The organism is Nocardia sp. NBC_01388 (assembly GCF_045040085.1).
Lineage (GTDB): Bacteria > Actinomycetota > Actinomycetes > Mycobacteriales > Mycobacteriaceae > Nocardia.
Genome location: NZ_CP109553.1, coordinates 199,335 through 215,839, shown reverse-complemented (window position 1 = coordinate 215,839; position 16,505 = coordinate 199,335). Strand labels below are relative to the sequence as shown.

The following is a 16,505-nucleotide window of genomic DNA, read 5'->3' as shown; positions in this document are numbered from 1 at the left end:
CAGTTCACCCGACCGCAGAGAGGTAATCGCTGTAGAACAGGCCCAGACCGATCGCCGACGCCATACCGGCCAGCAACCAGAACCGTATGATCACCGTCGTTTCCGCCCACCCGCTCAATTCGAAGTGGTGATGGAACGGCGCCATCTTGAACAATCGGTTCCGCGTGGTGCGGAACACCGCCACCTGCAGGATCACCGAGGCCGCCTCGGCAACGAACAGCGCGCCGATGACGATCATCAGCAGTTCGGTGCGGGTGGTGATGGACAGACCCGCGAGCAGACCGCCCAGCGCCAGCGAACCGGTATCGCCCATGAAGATCTTGGCGGGCGCGGCATTCCACCACAGGAAGCCGATGCAGGCGGCGCCACCGGCGGCGCATACGAGCGCCAGGTCCAGTGGATCACGCACGTTGTAGCAGCCCGCCTCCGGATGCGTGGAGCAGGCATTGCGCCACTGCCAGAAGGTGATGATCATATACGCGCCCAGCACCAGGCTGATGGAACCGGCCGCGAGACCGTCCAGGCCGTCGGTCAGGTTCACCGCATTGGACCAGGCCACCACGATCAGCGAGACGAACGCCAGGAAGATCACCACGCCCATGGACACCGTGGTGATGTCGCGGGTGTAGGACAGGTGCCGGCTGGCGGGCGTCAAACCGTTGGCGCCCTTGAACTGCAGCGCCAGCACACCGAAGATGATCGCCGAGGCCAGCTGCCCGATGTACTTGCCCGCGGCGGTGAGGCCGAGGTTGCGCTGCTTGCGCAGCTTGATCATGTCGTCCAGGAAGCCGACCGCGCCGAGCGCGGTGGCCAGGCCCATGACCAGCAGACCGGACGCGGACGGTCCGGGCTCGCCGTAGCTCATCGAGATCAGGTGCGAGCCCAGGTAACCGGCCCACATGCCGATGATGATGGCGACGCCGCCCATGGTGGGGGTGCCGCGCTTGGCCTTGTGGCTCTCCGGGCCGTCGACCCGGATCTCCTGGCCGAAGCCCTGTTTGGCGAACCAGCTGATCACCGCGGGCGTCAGCAGGATGGAGACGGCGAGCGCAATGGCCGCCGACAGCAGAATCTGAGTCATTGCGCGGCCTCCTGCTGTTTCTCCGCAGTGGTCACCGAAGGCTGCTCCGCAGCGGTCACCGAAGGCTGCTCCGCAGCGGCGGCGAGCAGGTGCTCGGCAACGGTCCAGAGCCCCACCGACTTCGAGGCCTTCACCAGCACCACATCACCCGATTCGAGTTCGGCATCGAGAATCTCGATGGCGGTCTCGAGATCGGGAACCAGTATCGACTCCGCACCCCATGAACCTTCCATCACCGCTCCCTGATGCATGCCGTGCGAGGGCCGCCCGGTGCCGACCACTATGAGCCGGTCCACGTCCAACCGCACCACGAGCCGGCCGATGCGGTCGTGTTCGATCACCGATTCATCGCCCAGTTCGCCCATTTCGCCGAGCACGGCCCAGCTGCGGCGGCGGCCGACCTCGCGGCCCTGCCCGTCGGCGCCGGCCGAGCGGGCCATGGTGACGAGCGCCTTGAGGGCCGCGCGCACCGAATCCGGATTGGCGTTGTAGGAGTCGTTGATGACGGTCACGCCGTCGGGCCGGGTGCGCACATCCATGCGGCGGACCGAGGCGGCGTTCGCGCCTTCGAGCGCATGGGCCACGGTCGCCAGATCGGCGCCGTGATTCAGCGCCACCGCGGCGGCGGAAAGGGCATTGCCGACCTGGTGCTCACCGTGCACCGCGAGCCGCACCGGAACGCTTTCGCCATTGTGGTGCAACGTGAATCGCGCCCGCGCCTGCTCGTCCATGGTGACGTCGGTGGCGCGCACATCGGCATTCGAATTCGCGCCGACGGTCACCACCCGGGCCCGCGTGCGCCCGGCCATCGCGGCGACCAGGCGGTCGTCGAGGTTCAGCACCGCCAGGCCGGAGGCCGGAAGCGCTTCCACGAGTTCGCCTTTGGTCTGGGCGATGACTTCCTGGCTGCCGAATTCGCCGAGGTGCGCGGTGCCGATATTGAGCACCACGCCGACATTCGGCGGGGCGATCTCGGTGAGCGCCTTGATATGTCCCGGTCCGCGAGCGGAGAGCTCGAGGACCAGGAAGCGGGTGTTCGCGTCGGCGCGCAGGGCCGTCCAGGGATGGCCGAGTTCGTTGTTGAAGGAGCCGGGGGGCGCCACGACCTCGCCCAGCGGGGCCAGCACCGCCGCCAGCAGATCCTTGGTGGAGGTCTTACCGGAGGAGCCGGTCACACCGACCACGGTCAGATTGCCGGCGGCCGCCAGCCGGTCCACGCTCGCGCGGGCCAGCTTGGCCAGGGCCTCGAGGACCGCGGCGCCGGAACCGTCGGTGTCGTGCGCCAGCGCGATGGCACGGCTGGCATGCGGCTGCGGCGCGACCACAACGGCCGGAACGCCCACCGGTCGCGCGGCCAGTACGGCGACCGCACCCGCGGTCACCGCCCGGGCCGCGAAATCGTGGCCGTCGGTGTGCTCTCCCGGCAGTGCCAGGAACAGATCACCGGAAGAGATTCGGCGCGAATCGAATTCGGCCGCTCCGGTGACCGATACGTCGGGGTCGGGGATATCGTGCAGCGTTCCGCCCACGATCTCCGCGATCTCCCGCAAAGTCATCTCGATCATGAATGCGTCAGGTCCCTCGTCCTTCGCGACAAGGCCGCCGCGAGCACCTCGCGGTCGTCGAACGGATACTTCACTCCCGAAATCTCCTGCCCTGTCTCATGTCCCTTGCCCGCGATCAGCACCACGTCGCCGGGGTTCGCCCAGTCGACGGCGGCGGCGATGGCGTCGGCCCGGTCCCCGACCTCCCGGACCTGTCCGCGTTCACCCGCCGGAACCTCATCGGCCCCGGCGCGGACGGCGGCGCGGATGGCCGCCGGATCCTCACTGCGTGGATTGTCGTCGGTAATGATCAGCAGATCGGCGCCGCGCGCCCCGGCCGCACCCATGAGCGGGCGCTTGCCGGCATCGCGATCGCCGCCGGCGCCGACCACCACCGCCAGTCGGCCCCTGTCCTGCTCGGCGAGCAGCGCACGCAAGGTCGCCACCACCGATTCGATGGCCGCGGGCTTGTGCGCGTAGTCGACCACGGCCAGGAAATCCTGTCCGCGCTCCACCCGCTGCATGCGCCCGGGCACATCCACCTCGCCCAAAGCCGCTGCGGCACCGGCCACATCGGCGCCTGCCGCCGCGCACACCGCGAGTGCGAGCAGGCCGTTGGCGATGTTGTACGCGCCCGGAAGTCGCAGGCGCACATCCAGATTCACACCGGGACCGGTCGCCTCGAACTGCTGCGAGGCCGCACCCCGGGTGGCCGCACCGGCGACCCAGTCCGCGCCGACGCCGGGGCGGGTGGTCACGGTCACGATCTCCGGCTGCCCGTTCGCCATGGCCGCGACGGACACGTCTCCGGCCAGCCGGGTGCCCCACTCGTCATCGATGCAGATCACCGCCTTGGCGGCGGGCACCACGGCCGAGTCGTCCGGAACGAACAGGCGGCGCTTGGCCGCGTAGTAGTCCTCGAAATCGGTGTGGAAATCCAGGTGGTCCTGCGAAAGATTGGTGAACGCACCGACCGCGAAACGCACCCCGTCCACCCGGCCCAGCGCGAGCGCATGGCTGGAGACCTCCATGACCACCGCCTGCACACCCTGCTCCACCATGACGGCGAACATGGCGTGCAGCTGCGGGGCCTCGGGGGTGGTCAGCGCCGACGGCACCCGGACGCCGCCGATGCGGGTCTCGATGGTGCCGAGCAGCGCGGTGCGGAAACCGGCGGCCGCCAGACCCGCCTCCACCAGATACGCGGTGGTGGTCTTGCCCGAGGTGCCGGTGATGCCGATGATGCGCAGCGTGCGCGAGGGATCACCGTAGAGCGCCGAAGACAATTCGCCGAGCACCGAACGCGGCGCATCGTGCACGAGCACCGGGACCTCGATCGCGCCGATGAGCTCCGCGCCCGCCGGATCGGTGAAGATCGCGACCGCGCCGCGCTCCACCGCGGCCCGGGCGAACCGGGCGCCGTGCGCATGCGTGCCGGCCAGACCGGCGAACAGATCACCCGGCAGCACCGCATTCGAGCGCTGCTCGATTCCGGTCAGCTGTATCTGTGACTCGGCGCCGGTGAGCATTCCGGCCGAACCGGCCGAGCGCGCGCCCGTCAACTCCGCCACCGTGCGCAGGGTGGTCACCGGCGGTGCGGCGGGCCGAAGTACCTGCGGGCTGGACTGCGCGGGCACGAAGCTCCTCTCCGGGATGTGGTCATAGCTGAAATCCGACGATGGGACTCGGATCGACGAGTCAGGTTACCTGTGTTCGAAAGCCGCGCGATCGGCACGGCGCAGTTCGGTCACCCGCCCGTGCGCGCGCCGGGAGCGGTCTGCGTCACCGCCATCGTCTACCTGCTCTAACTCGCCTGCAGAATCAGTGGTTTGGCCGGTGGTGACGGCGGCACCCGATCACGCTGCAGCGCCCAGGACGCAATGCTGTGGAACAGCGGCGCAGCCGATCCGCCGCCGCTGCCGTCGGAGCTGCGCACGGGTGCGTCCAGCATCATGCCGATCACATAGCGCGGGTTGTCCGCGGGCGCCATACCGGCGAAGGTGATCCAGTAGCGGTCGTTCGAATAGCAGTGGCACTTCTGGTCGATCTGCTGCGCGGTACCGGTCTTGCCCGCCACCTGATAACCCTCGATGGCGGCCTGGGTTCCGGTGCCGGTCTGGTTGCCGCCCTGTGGATCCTTCTGCACGATGGCCTGGAACATCTGGCGCAGTGTCCGCGCCGTCTGCGGGCTGACCACCTTGACGCTGTCGGGCTGATCCTCTTCGATGCGGGTGCCGTCCGGAGCGATCCTCGCCTTCACGATGCGCGGCGGAATGCGCACGCCGTCATTGGCGATGGCCTGGTACATCGAGGTCATCTGCAGCGTTGTCATCGAAAGGCCCTGGCCGATGGGCAGATTCGCGAAGGTGGAGCCGGACCATTGATCACGCGCCGGCAAGACGCCCGCGCTCTCGCCGGGCAAGCCCACACCGGTACGCTGACCGACCCCGAACTTCTTGACCATGTCGTACCAGCGGTCCTCGCCGACCCGCTGTGCCAGCATCAGCGTGCCGACGTTCGAGGATTTACCGAAGATGCCGGTGGTGGTGTAAGGCGCCACACCGTGCACCCAGGCATCGCTCACGGTGACACCGCCCAGGCTGATACTGCCCGGAACCTGGTGCACCTCATCGGGAGTGGTGAGACCGTATTCGATGGCGGCAGCGGCGGTCACGATCTTATTGACCGAGCCCGGCTCGTACACTGATTGCACCGACGGGTTGCCCAGATCGGACTGCGACCAATACTGCGGGCCCAGTGCGGGATTGAAGGTCGAATCGTTCGCCATGGCCAGCACCTGGCCGGTGTGAGCGTCCAGTACGACGGCCGACGCGGCCTGCGCCCCGGACATCTCCTTGGCCTGCTCCACCTGCTGCTGCACGTAATACTGCAGGTCCGAATCCAGGGTCAGCTCAACGCCGTAACCGTTCACCGCCGGTACCTGGTCACGCCAGCTGCCCGGAATGACGGCGCCGTCGGAACCGCGGTCATAGGTCATGGAACCGTCGGAGCCGGCCAGACTCGCATCCATCGCCGACTCCAGGCCGATCTGCCCGTGCCCGTCCCACCCCGTCGCGCCGATGATATTGGCCGCAAGCGAACCACCCGGGTACTCGCGCATATCCTGCCGCTCGGTCCCGACCTCGGGGTACTGCAGGCTGATATCGGCCGCCACCTGCGGGTCGACATTGCGCACCAGATAGGCGAAGGGATCATCGCTGCGCAGCTTGGTCAGCAGATCCTTCTCCAGCGCGTCATTGCCCAGCTTCTGGTGAATGTATTTGGCAATGGCCTGCAATCGATCATCCGGATCGGGAGCCGAGGGATTCTTGGTCTTCGCGTCGGCCAGCTCCTTGCGCACCTTCACCGGCTGAAAGGTGAGCGCCTTCGCGGCAATGGTGAAAGCCAGCGATTTGCCGTAACGGTCGGTGATCGGACCGCGGGTCGCGGGATCGGGCAGCTTCACCGTGCGCTGACTGGCCGCCTCTGCCGACAGGTTCGGCGCGGACCAGGTCTGAATCCACAGCAATTGGGCGGCGGCCACCAGCAGCGCGAGCAGCATGACGAACCGGCCCACCCCGAATCGGAAGCGCGTCGAGGCGTCCATTCCCGCAGCGGCACGCGGTCTGGACGTGCGGCCCGGCCCGGAACCGGCACGGCCGGAGCCGGTTCGGCTCCGGCCGGCAGCCACCCGCCCCCGGCCGGAATCACGACCGCCGCGCACCGCGCGGGAAAAACTCATCGAGGCGTTCCGTTCGGCGCGGCCTGCAGAGCGGGGGACTGCGGCGCCTGCGCTGTCGTGGGCGGGGCGGACGGCGGGTTGGGCGTCGTGGTCACCGGGACCAGCCGCTCGCCCTGCGCCTGCACCAGTTTCGGCGGCTGCGCCAACGGCACCGCCGGAGTGGTGTTCAACGGCGGGGCCGGGGAGCCCTGTGCGGGAATCGGATTGCCGACCACCGTCACCGAACCGTCCGGGGCGACCAGCAGGCGGGCCGGATCCTTCGCGGGGATCATGCCCAATTCCGCTGCGCGCGCGGCCAGGTCGGGCGCCGAATCGGCCGACTCCACCTCACGCTGCAGCGCCGCCCGCTCATCCGAGAGCTGCTGATTGACGCGCCGGGCATCACCCAGCTGATAGCTGTCCTCGGTGGAACGGGTGGTCAGCAGCAGCGTCACCGCCAGACCGCAGCCCAGCAGCGCGATAATGGTGGCCACGAACGACATCCGGCCGCGCGGCACGGATTCGCCGGTGCGCCGCAGCAATTGCGGCAGCTCGGTGCGCTCGCGACTGCGACGGCGCGCGTAAGCCCGTTGCGCCGCACCCGATTTCACCTGCTCCGCCGCCTGCGCCCGACGAGCCCCCCGGCCCGTCGCCTGCGCCCTGATCGTCGTCATAGGGCCGCCCCTTCGCACGCCGGGCGCACGTGTGACCTCCGAGCCCGAAACCTCGCTGTATATATGCGGGCGTGAGCGGAGCCCTCCGTGGTTACGCTCCGCTGCCGCCTCCGGGCTTGACCGCTCACGCCTGCTCCTCCCCAACGATCCGTTCGGCTGCCCGCATGCGCACCGGAGTGGCCCGCGGATTGTCTTCGATCTCCTGCTCGGTCGCCTTCTCCGCACCGCGGGTCAGGATCTTGAATTCCGGTCCCATGCCGGGCAATTCCACGGGCAGGTCCAGCGGGGTCTTCGAAGCGGCACGCTTCGCCAACTCCGACTTGACCACCCGGTCCTCGAGAGATTGATAGCTCATGAACACGATCCGGCCACCGGGCGCCAGCGCGTCCAGCGCGGCCGGCACCGCCGCCTCGAGGGATTCGAGCTCCCGGTTCACCTCCACCCGCAGCGCCTGGAAGGTGCGCTTGGCCGGATGTCCACCGGTACGGCGGGCCGCGGCCGGGATGGCGTCGTAGAGCAGCTCCACCAGCTGCGCGCTGGTGACGAAGGGGGTTTTCTGCCTGCGGCGCAACACTTCCGAGGCGATCTTGCCCGCGAAGCGTTCCTCGCCGTAGACCTTCAGCACCCGGGCCAGATCGCCGTGCCCATAGGTATTGAGCACATCGGCGGCCGTGGGGCCGGTGCTGGAGTCCATCCGCATATCGAGCGGGGCGTCGATGGAGTAGGCGAAACCGCGTTCGGCCTCGTCCAGCTGCATGGAGGAGACACCGAGATCCATCAGAATCGCCTGCACGCTGCCGCGAGGCGGCAGACCGGCCTGCTCGAGCGCGGCGGCGATGCCGTCATACGTGGTGTGTACCAGCGTGATCCGGTTTTCGTAGGGGCGTAGTCGCTCCCCCGCCAGCTCGAGGGCCTCGGTATCGCGATCCAACCCGATCAGGCGAATATTCGGATAGGTACGCAAGAAGTGTTCGGCATGGCCACCGAGTCCGAGTGTGCAGTCGAGGTAGACGGCTCCATCGACGGTATCCATTGCGGGACCGAGGATTTCGTCTGCGCGATCGAGGAGAACCGGGACATGGCGGGGACCGTCACTGCCTGGGTGCACCTTCGACCTCCCGGACCTCACATTTCGTCGCACGGCCACTGACGGGTCGCTTGCGATCGGACTCTGCACTGACAGTGAACTCTGCACTGAACGGTTGTATCTGCACTGATCAGTGGGTGGCCAATGCCCCGTGGTCTCTGACCGAAGCACGGCACCTGGCGTTGGGGAAGTACGTCAGGGTCCGCGTCGGGCAGAGGCCGCAGGGCACTCGCCTCGCTGTGGGCGCTTAGAAGATCTCGCCCAGCGACTCATCTCCAGCCTGCGAGTAATCCTCCTCATGCTCGGCGAGGTAGGAATCCCACGCCGCCTTGTCCCATATTTCGAGGAAGTCGACCGAGCCGATCACCACACAGTCCTTGGAAAGGCTTGCGTAGCGACGATGCTCAGCCGACAACACGATGCGGCCCTGTGCGTCCGGACGCTGCTCGTCCGAGGAGGCAGCCAGGGCACGGACGAATGCGCGAGCCTGCGGATTGCTTCGAGACGCGGCCGCAGCCCGCCGCGCAAGCGCGGTGAACTCGTCCTTCGGATATACGGCAAGGCTGTGGTCTTGACCCTTCGTGACCATCAACCCTCCCGCCAGCTCGTCCCGGAACTTCGCAGGCAACGTGAGTCGCCCTTTGTCGTCCAGTCGAGGGGTATAGGTACCGAGGAACAAGCCGCGACACCTCCTACCGAATCACCCTTCGACTGTTCGGTCTCCTGTAGTGCGCGCTCCACATTACCCCACTTTCCCCCACTTTCAATCGAAAGCGGCGGTGATCTCAGTCCCCGCTTGGCGAACTTCGCAGGTCACACCAGCTATCACCGTGGTGGGGAACTTTCGCCCCAGTTCCCCCGACACGCACGGCTCGCGGCGGAGGGCACCCGACAACAGTTAGCAAACACGCAGATAGCGCCCATTTCCGGCGAAAGTGGGCGCATATGGTGGACCGCGGTGGGTGAGGGTGGGGAGGGCTGGCGGGGCATGGACACGCCGCAGAACTTCCACGAGAAACGCCGTGACGCCACACCTCAAATCGGTGTGGCGCCACGGCGTGTCGCGCTTGTTTCAGTTAGCCGATTCAGCTGCCCGCCGGAGCGGAGCAGACCGATCAGTTGTCCTGCTCGAACCGGCGGCGGAACCGGTCCTCCATACGAGATGAGAACCCGCCCGACTTCTTCTGTCGACCCCGGCCGCCGCCGGGGTTGGCGCCCGCCGCAGGACTGCCTTCACTACCACGGCCACCCTGGGAGGTCATCCCACGGCCACCGGACAGCAACAGCACACCTGCGCCGAACATGACAATGAATCCGATCAAGCTGATGATCGGGAAGTCGCCCAGCTTTATGGGCGCGGCGATGCCTGCCACGAGCAGAAACAGACCGAGGACGAACAAAGCCGCCGACTGTAATCTGCGCCGGCCGGTGGCGGAACGCAGGCGTCCGCCCCGAACCGTCGAGGCGAACTTGGGGTCCTCAGCGTAGAGCGCGCTCTCGATTTGTTCGAGCATGCGCTGCTCGTGCTCGGAGAGTGGCACGGTACCTCCCCCGGCACTAGGTGGTGGCGGTCGCCTCCGGGTAAGCGACAGATAGCCGACGTTGGCGGCTGTCTGCCATTAATAATACGAGTTCGATCAGAGAGCTACCACCTACTCGCCGATACTCAGGCCAGCATTCCGTCAACCCACCCCGTACCGGGACGCAATCGTGACGCTGCGGCCAGCAGATCTTCGACGTCATGCAGGAATGCGCCTACCCGCGAAGAGAACTCGTCGGCGCGTTGATCATCGATCGGCCGGGGCAGACCGGCCTCCAGCGCGGCCCGGGTTTCGGACTGGCCGGTGAAGTAGTCCGCCCACATCACGAATTCGGGGGCGGCGGCCTGCATGAGCACCCAGGCATTGCGGGAACGCGCACGTGGCGCACGGTCCGCGCCGGTCAGAGCCAGCACGGCACCGGCTCCGCGCAAGGCGGCCAGATAGGCCGTGCGGAACCGTTCGGGCGGGTCCTGCTCCCCCGCCGCCTGCATGAGCAGACCGTCGGCGCGCCGCAGGAGTTCACCGGCACGCCCCGGATGGGCCGGACGTTGGTTGCTACCGGACATCGGGTACCTCCCCACTCGCATACCCGGACCACCATGAAGATCGAACAGGCATTCGAAGGTTTCAATTGAGTTGAATATAAAGACAGCCACCGACAAGTTCCGACGCTCGACCGTGAAAGCAACGCGGGACGGGATCGGCGCTATCGTCGGACCCACCGCCCGCGCTAACGAGAGCTGCGCCTGCCCGATGACCGCCGTCACCCCCAACACCACGCCCGCGCCCGTTGTCGTCGATCTCTCCGCGGCGACCATGCGCGCCCGGCTGCACGACGCCCTCGCGGTGTACGTCGCGGCCATGGACTACCCGCGCGGCACCGAACATCAGCGCGCACCCATGTGGGCCGAGCACACCACCCGGCCCGGCTGGCAGTCCGTGGCCGCGGTCCTACCCGACGAGGACGGGCGGCTCGACCTGCGCACCGCGCCCATCGTCGCCATCGCCTACGGGTATCACGGTGCACCGCACCAGTGGTGGCATCAGCAGGTGTACAGCGGTATGCGGCGCACCGGCTGGCCGGAACACGCTGCGCGCGAACTGCTCTCCGATTACTTCGAATTGACCGAACTGCATGTGCATCCCGCCGCACAGGGGCGCGGCATCGGCGAGATCCTGCTCACCCGGCTGCTGCAGAACCGGCCGGAGCGCAGTGTGCTGCTGTCCACGCCGGAGGTCGATGCCGAGTCCAATCGCGCCTGGCGGCTCTACCGCCGGCAGGGATTCGGTGATGTGGTGCGGCATTTCATCTTCTCCGGTGACACCCGCAAGTTCGCGGTGCTGGGGCGGCGGCTGCCGCTGTGACGGTGGTGATCATCGGATCCGGTCACAATGCGCTGGTCGCGGCCTGTTATCTGGCGCGGGAAGGGCATGCGGTCGAGGTGCTGGAACGCGATACCGTGCTCGGCGGCGCGGTGTCGACGGTGGAGCGGTTTCCCGGGCATCAGGTGGATCGCGGGTCCTCGGCGCACATCATGATCCGGCACACCGGGATCATCGAGGAGCTCGAACTGGAGCGCTTCGGGCTGCGGTATATCGATTGTGATCCCTGGGCTTTCGCGCCCGCGCCGCCCGGGACCGACGTGCCGCCGATCGTGTTCCACCGTGATGTGGAACGTACCTGCGAGTCCATCGCCGCGGCCTGCGGGGCCCGTGATGCTGCCGCGTATCGGAAGTTCGTGCAGGTGTGGGGGCCGCGGACCGCGCGCGTCATGCGGTCGTTCGCCGGTACGCCGACACCCGGGCGGCTGCTGCGGTCGTTCTGGGGGCTCGACGCGCAGGGCGGCGGGAGCGTGCTGTCGCGGGAGTTCCTGCAGAGCGGAGATGCGCTGCTGGACAGCTACTTCGACAGTGAGCGGCTGAAGGCGGCGCTGGCCTGGTGGGGCGCGCAGTCCGGGCCGCCCATGTCCGAGCCGGGATCCGCGCCCATGGTCGGGTTCGCGGCGCTCATGCATACGCTGCCGCCCGGCCGGGCCGTCGGCGGCAGCGGCGCGCTGGCCTCGGCGCTGGTGGCGCGGCTGCGGGCGGACGGTGGTGTGGTGAGTCCGGGCGATGCCGCCACCTCGCTGACCCGGTCCGGTAAGGGCTGGCGGGTCGGCACCGCGAGTGGGCGAGAACTGTACGCGGACACCGTGATCGCGGGCTCGCACATTCTCACCACGCTGGATCTGCTCGCGCAGGGCGGATTCGACGCGGACACCCTGGAGGATTGGCGGCGGCGCATCCGGGTCGGGCCCGGCATCGGCATGGTGGTGCGCGCGGCCACCACCGCGCTGCCGGAGTATCCCGGTGCGAAGGTCTCCGAATCTGCCACGGGCCTGCAACTTCTCGTCACCGATCGCGCTCGGCTGCGCCGCGCGCACGGCGCCGCGCTCGCCGGTGACCTCCCGCCGCGCCCCGTGGTGCTGGCCATGAGTTTCACCGCCCTGGACCCCAGCATCGCCCCGCCCGGCGAACACCAGCTTTCGCTGTGGGCGCAATGGCATCCGTACCGGCTCGCCGACGGCAGCTCCTGGACCGAGCGCGCCGAACATGAGGGCGATCGCATCATCGCCGAAGTCGACGCGCACGCACCGGGTTTCGCCGGCACCGTCCGCGACCGCTTCGTCCAGACCCCCGCCGATCTGGAACGCGAAATGGGCCTGCTCGGCGGCAATGTCATGCACATAGAAATGTCCCTCGACCAGATGTTCCTCTGGCGTCCCCTCCCCGAACTCTCGAACCACCGCGTCCCCGGCGCCCCCGGCCTCTACCTCACCGGCGCCTCCACCCACCCCGGCGGCGGCGTCTCCGGAGCCAGCGGCCGCAGCGTCGCCCACCTCGTCCACCGCGACCTCCGCCGCCCCCGCTTCAAATTCCCTCGCCGATGAGCATCGATCCAGCACTCGCGAAACGACCCACCGCGCCGGCGTGGAAACCCGCCACTCGCCCCGCGCCGAAAACCCCGGCGACGCCGGGATCGACCTCGGCAGCAATGGCATTCATCGTCCGAGCGGGGACGACCCCCGTCGAATCGGCGGCAATGACCCGCGTCATACCGGCGTGCCGGTGGCCTGGATCCATCGCCGATTCCCGTCGGCTGCATGCCGGAACGGCGAAGTCGGAATGACCGAGACCGTGAATCCGGTGCTGGGCACACGCAAGCGGGGTGCACAGCGGGCGTTGATTATCAGCGCAGCACCCGCGGTGTTGTTGGTGCTGGTGCAGATTGCTTATCCGCTGACGCAGGGGGTGGCGCGGGATCGGGTGACCGTGGCAGTCGTGCTGTTGTCCGCCACTGCGGCGCTGGTGCATGCGGGGTTGACGCGTGGGGTGCGGTGGGCGGCTGGGCTGGTGGTGATCGTTTCCGGGATCGGGCTGGTCGCTGAGATCGTGGGGACCACGACCGGGGTGCCGTTCGGGAGCTACGAGTACGCCGATGGGCGGCTGGGGACTGCGGTGGCGGGGGTGCCGCTGGTGGTGCCGCTGGCGTGGACCGGTGGGGTGTATCCGGTGTGGGTGGCGGTGCGGTCGTTGGGTTCGCGTGCGGGGGTTCGGGTTTCGCTGACCGCGCTGGGGGTTGTGGGGTGGGATTTGTTTCTGGATCCGCAGATGGTGGCGGATGGGCAGTGGCGGTGGAGTTCGGGGCTGCCGGGATTGCCGGGGCTCGGGCAGATTCCGTATACGAATTATCTGGGATGGTTCGCGGTGGCGCTGGTGATGGCGGGACTGCTGGAGCTGTGGGATCGGACGGCGCCGGACAGCGGTGCGGCGCGGGTGGTGCCGGTGGCGGTATTCCTGTGGACCTGGCTCGGTTCGACATTGGCGCACGCGGTGTTCCTGGGGTTGCCGGTGTCGGCGGCGTACGGGTTCGCGGGGCTCGGAGTGGTGGGATTTCCGCTGGTTCGGGGGCTCCGGGCCCGTCGAATCACACTGCGGCCCCTGGGCCATGGCACGATGTGACCGTGCCGAGTCCGATCACCCCCACAGCAGACGACACGCTCGAGTCCGCGGCACCGCCGCCGTCGCCGGTCCGGCGATCGCGTCGGTGGGTGCGCGTATCGGCAGTCCTGATCTTCGCGGCCCTGGCCGTCATGCTGACCGGATGCCTGCGTGTGCAGGTATCGATGGGCGTCTCCTCCAACGACCGGGTGTCCGGCCGCATTGTGGCCGCCGCCGTCCCGCAGAACGACAAGGACAAGGGCCCGCAGCTCAAGGCCCCCGACGCGCTCGCCTCCAAGGTGCGGGTGGACCCGTATTCGCAGGACGGATACGTCGGCAGCCAGGTCTATTTCGACGATCTCACCTTCGGTGAGGTGCAGCAGCTCGGCGGGCTCTCGGACCAGACCCAGGGCATGTTCAACCTGCAGTTCAACCGGGTCGGCGATCTTGTCACTCTCACCGGCCGGGTGGATCTGAAGAGTCTGCCGCCGCAGGGCTCCGATGTGCAGTTGACCGTCGCCTTCCCGGCGCGCATCGCCACCACCAACGGCACGCGCGAGAGCGATTCCGAGGTGAGCTGGAAGCTGCCCGCCGGTGATGTCACCTCGCTGCACGCCGAAGTCGGCTATGCGGACCCGAATACGCGATCCTTCGCGGGCTGGGCCGGGATCGTCGGTGGTCTCACCCTCGCGGTGGCGGCCGTGGTGGCCGTGCTCGCGTACATGACCCGCAATCCCGATCCGCCGGCGTACGTGCGCGCGGCGCGCTGGATTCGCAACAGCCGCAATACCCACGTGTGATCCTGCGCCCAGGGGAATTCGCGGTCCGGGCCGGAACCGCGATCGCCGGACTGGGTGCGGTGACCGCACTGCTGAATCGAATCACGCTGCGGCAGTTGCGCGGTGGGAGTACGACGGTGACCGAAGCGGTCACCGTCTGCGTTCCCGCCCGCAACGAGGCCGATCGACTGCCCGGACTGATCGCGGATCTTCGTGCGCAGCAGGGTATTCCGCAGCTGCGGGTGCTCATCCTCGATGACGATTCCACCGATGACACCTCCAGTGCGGCGCTCGCGGCTGTCGGCGTTGACGAGCGATTCACGGTGCAGCGCAATGAGATAGCACCCGCCCCTGGCTGGACCGGCAAAAATGCCGCCTGTGCGCTCCTGGCCGAACTCGCGACCGTCCAGGCGCCCGGTGCCCTCGTTTTCCTCGACGCGGATGTGCGGCTGGCCCCGGGGGCGGTGGCCGCTGCGGTCGCCGAATTGCGGCGGGCACAGGCGAGTTCGCTGTGCGCGTGGCCACGACAGCGGGCCCGGACCGCGACCGAGCGCCTGGTGCAGCCGCTGCTGTGCTGGTCCTGGGCCGGTACCTTGCCGCTGATCCTCGGCAATCGGAGTCTGCGGCCGTCGACGGCGGTGGCCTGCGGGCAGTTCCTGGTCTTCGATGCCGCCGACTACGGCGCGCTCGGCGGGCACGCGGTGGTGGCGGACCGGATCACCGAGGATCTGGCCATCGCCCGCGCCCTGCGGCGGTCCGGGCGACGCACCGTCCTGGTCGCCGGCGGGCAGCTCGCCGAGACCCGGATGTACCGGGACGCAAAGGAACTCGAACAGGGCTACAGCCGGTGGCTGTGGACCGCTTACGGCGGCCCCGCGGGCAGTGTCGCCGTCGCGGCCTTACTGGCACTGGGCTACTGGGTGCCGCCCCTCGCCGCGCTGACGGGACGGGGACGGACGCGCCGACTGGGACTACTGGGATACGCCGCCGCCGTCACCGGCCGCCTGCTGGCCCGTTCGACGGAGAGCGGCGGCAGCCTCACTCCCACGGATGCCCTTGCAGCCCTGGCACATCCGGTCGCCATAGCCGCCTATCTGCGATTGTCAGCGAAGTCACATCTGGCCCACCGCCGCGGCACCCTGTCCTGGAAAGATCGGGCCCTCAACAACACTCGCTGATCAAGGCACGGGTGTGACACCGACGGTCGGGAAGAAGAAGCAGGACCGGTTGCCATTGTTGACCACCCCGAATACAGCGGCCAGCACGGTACCGGAACCGGTGTTCACCGGGACCGCGCGCACACCGCCGGTCGGCAGCGAGCCGGCGAAGATGTCGTGCACCGCCTGCGCCACCATGGGCCGGAGCTCGCCCGGAACCTGCGGCGGGATCATGGCATCGAGCACATCCGACAGCGAGCCCATGGGCGTGAACCCGCCGTGACCCGTGGTGAGATTGAGCCAAGCCACCTGCATACCCGAGGTGTCCGTGCCGTCCTGGTTCAGGCCGTACGGGACGAAGGCGAACATGGTCTGGCCCGCCTTGACGGCCGAAAGATCCAGTCCCGGAATGGAAAACGCGAGCTTAGGCCACGGGCCGGGGATGGCGCCCGCAATGGCGGGGGCGAGTCCGAGGGTGGTGCCGCCCACGCAGAACGGCGCCGCGGTCGGGTACATGAAGGGCTCGACGCCCAATTGCTGTAGCCCGTCCAGGGTTTGGCTGTAGGCGGCGAACCAGTCCGAGGGTGCGGCGGCCTGTCCGGCACGGGCGATGGCGGAGACGAGAGCGGCCGTGGCGTGCGGGTCGAGCCCATTGGCCATGGCGGCCGCGGCGCCCTTCGCCAGCGCGATATTGATCCCGTCCGCCGGAGCACTCCCGTCGGCGGTCGCGGCTGCCGGAGGATTGCCGGGGAGATCGGGCGCGGCGTGCGCCGGACCTGTCGCAGCCAGCACCGCGCAGGCGCCGACCGCGCCTGCGATGCGTACGAGGTTGTGCAACATGGGCATGAGCGTCTCCTCAACATCGCGGTCGAGGTCGCACGTTACTCCGCTGACCAGTGCATTCCAGACATTTGACCCGGCAAGCCGAAGTGGGCCCCAG

The 16,505-nt window shown here is 68.3% G+C and carries 16 protein-coding genes; 5 read left to right on the top strand and 11 right to left on the bottom strand.

What is annotated here, in order from left to right; all coding sequences use genetic code 11:
* Nucleotides 1–4: 4 nt before the first annotated feature.
* From mraY to OG716_RS00940, 9 genes are all read right to left on the bottom strand, one after another.
* Nucleotides 5–1,081, bottom strand: coding sequence for a phospho-N-acetylmuramoyl-pentapeptide-transferase (gene mraY / locus OG716_RS00980; RefSeq protein WP_297610214.1), 1,077 nt, complete (start codon nucleotides 1,079–1,081; stop codon nucleotides 5–7).
* Nucleotides 1,078–2,646 carry a UDP-N-acetylmuramoyl-tripeptide--D-alanyl-D-alanine ligase gene (gene murF / locus OG716_RS00975; RefSeq protein ID WP_405135846.1) on the bottom strand — a complete coding sequence of 523 codons (1,569 nt, stop codon included), beginning with the start codon at nucleotides 2,644–2,646 and terminating at the stop codon, nucleotides 1,078–1,080. The genes mraY and murF overlap by 4 nt, the downstream gene beginning before the upstream one ends.
* On the bottom strand, nucleotides 2,643–4,262 hold the full coding sequence (locus tag OG716_RS00970) for a UDP-N-acetylmuramoyl-L-alanyl-D-glutamate--2,6-diaminopimelate ligase (RefSeq protein ID WP_405135845.1): 1,620 nt from the start codon (nucleotides 4,260–4,262) through the stop codon (nucleotides 2,643–2,645). Before OG716_RS00970 ends, murF begins: the two co-directional genes overlap by 4 nt.
* A gap of 167 nt (nucleotides 4,263–4,429) precedes the next feature.
* Nucleotides 4,430–6,232 carry a peptidoglycan D,D-transpeptidase FtsI family protein gene (locus tag OG716_RS00965; protein ID WP_405139443.1) on the bottom strand — a complete coding sequence of 601 codons (1,803 nt, stop codon included), beginning with the start codon at nucleotides 6,230–6,232 and terminating at the stop codon, nucleotides 4,430–4,432.
* A 131-nt stretch (nucleotides 6,233–6,363) separates the two neighbouring features.
* Nucleotides 6,364–7,020: a hypothetical protein gene (locus OG716_RS00960; protein WP_405135844.1), complete on the bottom strand. Its 657-nt coding sequence runs from the start codon at nucleotides 7,018–7,020 to the stop codon at nucleotides 6,364–6,366.
* A 124-nt stretch (nucleotides 7,021–7,144) separates the two neighbouring features.
* Entirely contained in the window at nucleotides 7,145–8,149 is a 1,005-nt protein-coding gene (gene rsmH / locus OG716_RS00955; RefSeq protein ID WP_405135843.1) for a 16S rRNA (cytosine(1402)-N(4))-methyltransferase RsmH, read from the bottom strand.
* Nucleotides 8,150–8,354: 205 nt separating this feature from the next.
* Entirely contained in the window at nucleotides 8,355–8,786 is a 432-nt protein-coding gene (gene mraZ, locus OG716_RS00950) for a division/cell wall cluster transcriptional repressor MraZ (protein ID WP_355128804.1), read from the bottom strand.
* 436 nt (nucleotides 8,787–9,222) lie between these two features.
* The gene (locus OG716_RS00945) at nucleotides 9,223–9,648 is read right to left on the bottom strand and encodes a DUF3040 domain-containing protein (protein ID WP_405135842.1); all 426 of its coding nucleotides are present in this window, start codon (nucleotides 9,646–9,648) and stop codon (nucleotides 9,223–9,225) included.
* Nucleotides 9,649–9,773: 125 nt separating this feature from the next.
* Nucleotides 9,774–10,214 carry an SAV_6107 family HEPN domain-containing protein gene (locus OG716_RS00940; protein ID WP_327140971.1) on the bottom strand — a complete coding sequence of 147 codons (441 nt, stop codon included), beginning with the start codon at nucleotides 10,212–10,214 and terminating at the stop codon, nucleotides 9,774–9,776.
* A gap of 187 nt (nucleotides 10,215–10,401) precedes the next feature.
* Here OG716_RS00940 and OG716_RS00935 point away from each other — a divergent pair, with 187 nt between their 5' ends.
* Entirely contained in the window at nucleotides 10,402–11,013 is a 612-nt protein-coding gene (locus tag OG716_RS00935) for a GNAT family N-acetyltransferase (protein WP_405139441.1), read from the top strand.
* Nucleotides 11,010–12,578: a phytoene desaturase family protein gene (locus OG716_RS00930; RefSeq protein WP_405135841.1), complete on the top strand. Its 1,569-nt coding sequence runs from the start codon at nucleotides 11,010–11,012 to the stop codon at nucleotides 12,576–12,578. Before OG716_RS00935 ends, OG716_RS00930 begins: the two co-directional genes overlap by 4 nt.
* Here OG716_RS00930 and OG716_RS00925 read toward each other — a convergent pair.
* The gene (locus OG716_RS00925; protein WP_405135840.1) at nucleotides 12,559–12,771 is read right to left on the bottom strand and encodes a hypothetical protein; all 213 of its coding nucleotides are present in this window, start codon (nucleotides 12,769–12,771) and stop codon (nucleotides 12,559–12,561) included. The two genes, OG716_RS00930 and OG716_RS00925, sit on opposite strands and share 20 nt — an antisense overlap.
* Nucleotides 12,772–12,813: 42 nt before the next feature.
* Between OG716_RS00925 and OG716_RS00920 the strand changes: the two genes are divergently transcribed.
* The 3 genes from OG716_RS00920 (at nucleotide 12,814) to OG716_RS00910 (ending at nucleotide 15,586) form a co-directional block, all read left to right on the top strand.
* Nucleotides 12,814–13,650, top strand: coding sequence for a carotenoid biosynthesis protein (locus OG716_RS00920; RefSeq protein WP_405135839.1), 837 nt, complete (start codon nucleotides 12,814–12,816; stop codon nucleotides 13,648–13,650).
* A 131-nt stretch (nucleotides 13,651–13,781) separates the two neighbouring features.
* Nucleotides 13,782–14,429: an LppM family (lipo)protein gene (locus tag OG716_RS00915; RefSeq protein WP_405139439.1), complete on the top strand. Its 648-nt coding sequence runs from the start codon at nucleotides 13,782–13,784 to the stop codon at nucleotides 14,427–14,429.
* Nucleotides 14,426–15,586 (top strand): glycosyltransferase family 2 protein, encoded by a 1,161-nt coding sequence (locus OG716_RS00910; protein ID WP_405135838.1) that lies wholly within the window; start codon nucleotides 14,426–14,428, stop codon nucleotides 15,584–15,586. The genes OG716_RS00915 and OG716_RS00910 overlap by 4 nt, the downstream gene beginning before the upstream one ends.
* Here the strand turns inward: OG716_RS00910 and OG716_RS00905 are convergent, their stop codons facing one another.
* The gene (locus tag OG716_RS00905) at nucleotides 15,587–16,411 is read right to left on the bottom strand and encodes a hypothetical protein (protein WP_405135837.1); all 825 of its coding nucleotides are present in this window, start codon (nucleotides 16,409–16,411) and stop codon (nucleotides 15,587–15,589) included. It abuts the gene before it with no gap.
* Nucleotides 16,412–16,505: the final 94 nt, after the last annotated feature.

Excerpts from the sequence above, each read along its gene's own strand:
- OG716_RS00935 (WP_405139441.1), top strand. The coding sequence starts at position 10,402 with ATGACCGCCGTCACCCCCAACACCACGCCCGCGCCCGTTGTCGTCGAT.
- OG716_RS00925 (WP_405135840.1), bottom strand. The coding sequence starts at position 12,771 with ATGGATCCAGGCCACCGGCACGCCGGTATGACGCGGGTCATTGCCGCC.
- murF (WP_405135846.1), bottom strand. The coding sequence starts at position 2,646 with ATGATCGAGATGACTTTGCGGGAGATCGCGGAGATCGTGGGCGGAACG.
- OG716_RS00940 (WP_327140971.1), bottom strand. The coding sequence starts at position 10,214 with ATGTCCGGTAGCAACCAACGTCCGGCCCATCCGGGGCGTGCCGGTGAA.
- OG716_RS00920 (WP_405135839.1), top strand. The coding sequence starts at position 12,814 with ATGACCGAGACCGTGAATCCGGTGCTGGGCACACGCAAGCGGGGTGCA.
- OG716_RS00960 (WP_405135844.1), bottom strand. The coding sequence starts at position 7,020 with ATGACGACGATCAGGGCGCAGGCGACGGGCCGGGGGGCTCGTCGGGCG.
- OG716_RS00915 (WP_405139439.1), top strand. The coding sequence starts at position 13,782 with ATGCTGACCGGATGCCTGCGTGTGCAGGTATCGATGGGCGTCTCCTCC.
- mraY (WP_297610214.1), bottom strand. The coding sequence starts at position 1,081 with ATGACTCAGATTCTGCTGTCGGCGGCCATTGCGCTCGCCGTCTCCATC.
- OG716_RS00965 (WP_405139443.1), bottom strand. The coding sequence starts at position 6,232 with ATGGACGCCTCGACGCGCTTCCGATTCGGGGTGGGCCGGTTCGTCATG.
- OG716_RS00905 (WP_405135837.1), bottom strand. The coding sequence starts at position 16,411 with ATGCCCATGTTGCACAACCTCGTACGCATCGCAGGCGCGGTCGGCGCC.